Origin of the sequence: uncultured Brachyspira sp., from assembly GCF_944390595.1 — a bacterium.
Taxonomy (GTDB): Bacteria; Spirochaetota; Brachyspiria; order Brachyspirales; family Brachyspiraceae; genus Brachyspira.
Genome location: NZ_CALXRN010000051.1, coordinates 1 through 2,544 on the forward strand (window position 1 = coordinate 1; position 2,544 = coordinate 2,544).

The 2,544-nt window shown below is 23.2% G+C and carries 1 protein-coding gene and 2 pseudogenes; all 3 read left to right on the forward strand.

The annotated features are described in order from the left end of the window. Positions 1-865 (forward strand): annotated as a pseudogene (locus tag Q0J90_RS02850) (ankyrin repeat domain-containing protein); the annotation flags it as partial. Between the two features lie 194 nt (positions 866-1,059). After that, the gene (locus tag Q0J90_RS02855) at positions 1,060-1,506 is read left to right on the forward strand and encodes a hypothetical protein (protein WP_297276474.1); all 447 of its coding nucleotides are present in this window, start codon (positions 1,060-1,062) and stop codon (positions 1,504-1,506) included. Between the two features lie 425 nt (positions 1,507-1,931). After that, a pseudogene (locus Q0J90_RS02860) lies at positions 1,932-2,544 on the forward strand (hypothetical protein); the annotation flags it as partial.

Here is a 2,544-nt window from a genome sequence, read left to right on the forward strand (position 1 = left end):
TAATATACTCAGTAATTTTATGGATAATTATATTTCTATTTATGATTTTAATGATGATAAAAAAAATGATAAAGAATATTTTAGCTGGTATGATATTATTATAGAAAGAAATGAAAAAGCCACTATAAAATTTGATTGTTCTCTTTATGATTTTATAAATGGTGATAAAAATGAAATTAATTATATTATGGAAGTATCTGACTCTAAAATTATAAATGGAGTTTTTGAAGTAAATAGAAATCCTGATATTAAGGTAGAATATTCTAAATTAGTATTTAAAAAGATAGCAAAATCTAATCATTTGATAAATATTCTTCGCTATTTATTTGATCTCTATCATTTCAATATAAAAAACAATGATAAAATTAATTCATATATAAATGGAGATAATAAACCATATTACGATAAAAAAAATGAATTGAAGATAAATGTTGAACAGATTTTAAAGAAACATGATAAAGTTTTATTTAATGATATAAAAATTAAATATTATGACAAACTTAAAGATTTTTATAATGCTGATAATATAGTTTATTTTGATAATAAAACAATATGCGTATACAAAAGATTTTCTAAAATAGAATCTAATAATAATCTTATAATAAATAATATATCGCTCATAATTGATTTAGATAATGAAAAATTAATAAGTCCTTATTTGAAAGATTTTGTTAATAATGCTGATGAAATATTAAAAAAACATAATTCTAATTTTTATAAAAATATAGATAATTTACTTTTCCTTATAACAGAATCCGGTATTATATTAATGAATGATAAAGGACATAAAAAAATATTTATCCCTTTAGACGATATAAAAGGTCATCTTAAGAAAGATCATTATTTGTCTTATTTGTTTAATTAATTGAAATTTTTTAATTAAATTTATTTTTAAAGTGTAGTTTCAATTTACTTATTTATATAATATATAATTTGCATGATTTTGCCGTATTGTAAATTTGCAAAAAAAATAATAAAAAACACCGGTAAATTTAAAAAATTACGTATGTATTGACATAATCAAATATTTTTTTATAATGCTATACTATAGGAGGCTATATGAAAAATTGTATTTTTAATTTTTTATTTACTTTATTAATTTCAAGTTTTTTAGTGACTAATTCTGCATGTTCGCAAAAAACAGAAAAAAACATAAATATACCTGAAGAGCTATATGGTCAATATTTTATGTCAGCTGATGAAACATATATGAAATCGATTCTTATAATTGTGGGTTATGATGGTATAGAAATTAACTATCCTAATGATGAATCTACAATAGAAGTTGTAAAAAAGTGTGTAGATATTGTAATGGAAAGCGACAGAGCTATAAAAGGAGATATAGGAAATAGTAAATTATCAAAAGTAGCAGACAATCATTATAAAACTATATCTGCAAACGATGCTCACTTAGAATTTAAATTTACTAGTGAGGGACTTGAACTATCTGTTTACGATGGAACACAGCAAGTTAACTCAATTAGTCTTCGTAAATTAGGAAAATAATATTGTAAGTGAATAAAATTATAATTAGGATACGATAAGGAGGTTAATGAAAAATTGTATTTTAAAATTTTATTCACTTTATTATTTTTTTTAATAATGGATTTATATGTATATCGCAAAAAAAATAATAAAAGGCGACATAACAACAAAAAGCTAGCCAAAGCCGCCAAGTAGGTTATTATATGGCGAACCGAGTAGGCGCACTTCGTGTGGGCGAACATAGCAACAAAAATAATTTTTAAAGCAATAAACGAGCAGCTGGCAACTTTAGTTGTCAGCTAATATTAAGCGAGTTTATTGCTAGCAACAATAAAAGGCGAACATAGCAACAAAAATAATTTTTAAAGTAATAAACGAGCAGCTGGCAACTTTAGTTGCCAGCTAATATTAAGCGAGTTTATTGCTAGCAACAATAGGAGTTTATTATGACAGATAATATATTTGATTTTCTCTTGAATCAAAATGAAAATACTAAATTTATTATAGGTTTAGTTTTTATTGTTATTTTTTATATTATTTTTATGTATATAAGAAAGCGTTCAAAAAAATGGTATTCTCAAAATAAAATAATAGTAGATGGAAAAGATTTCTTTATGCTTAAAGATAAAATAAATAATATATATATTAATTGCTATAGATATAAAGATAATGCTTATGCCAAATGGTTTAATGACAACAAATCTAAAATGGAGGATATACTATCATTAAACAATAATTGTGCAGAAGATGAAAGTAGAATAAAAAGACAATTTGACGGTTTTGCAAATGAATATTTTGATCGTTTCCCAAGTCAAATATTTATAAATAACGGCGATGAATTAATTATTCGTGAAACTAGTAAATTATACATAGATGAAATGCCGGTTTACCATGATTATGACAAAAAATATTTTAAGGATTTATATTACAGGCAATACAAAATAGAAACCCCTTTTCAATATTATGAATTTAATCCAAATGATAAACCTAAATTTGAGGGTTGGTATTCAAAAGAAGATGTAAGAGATAAACTTACAACTATAACATTCAGAAAAGAAT

Bases quoted from the DNA above. Each gene is read 5' to 3' on its own strand.
- Q0J90_RS02855 (WP_297276474.1), top strand. From the start codon at position 1,060: ATGAAAAATTGTATTTTTAATTTTTTATTTACTTTATTAATTTCAAGT.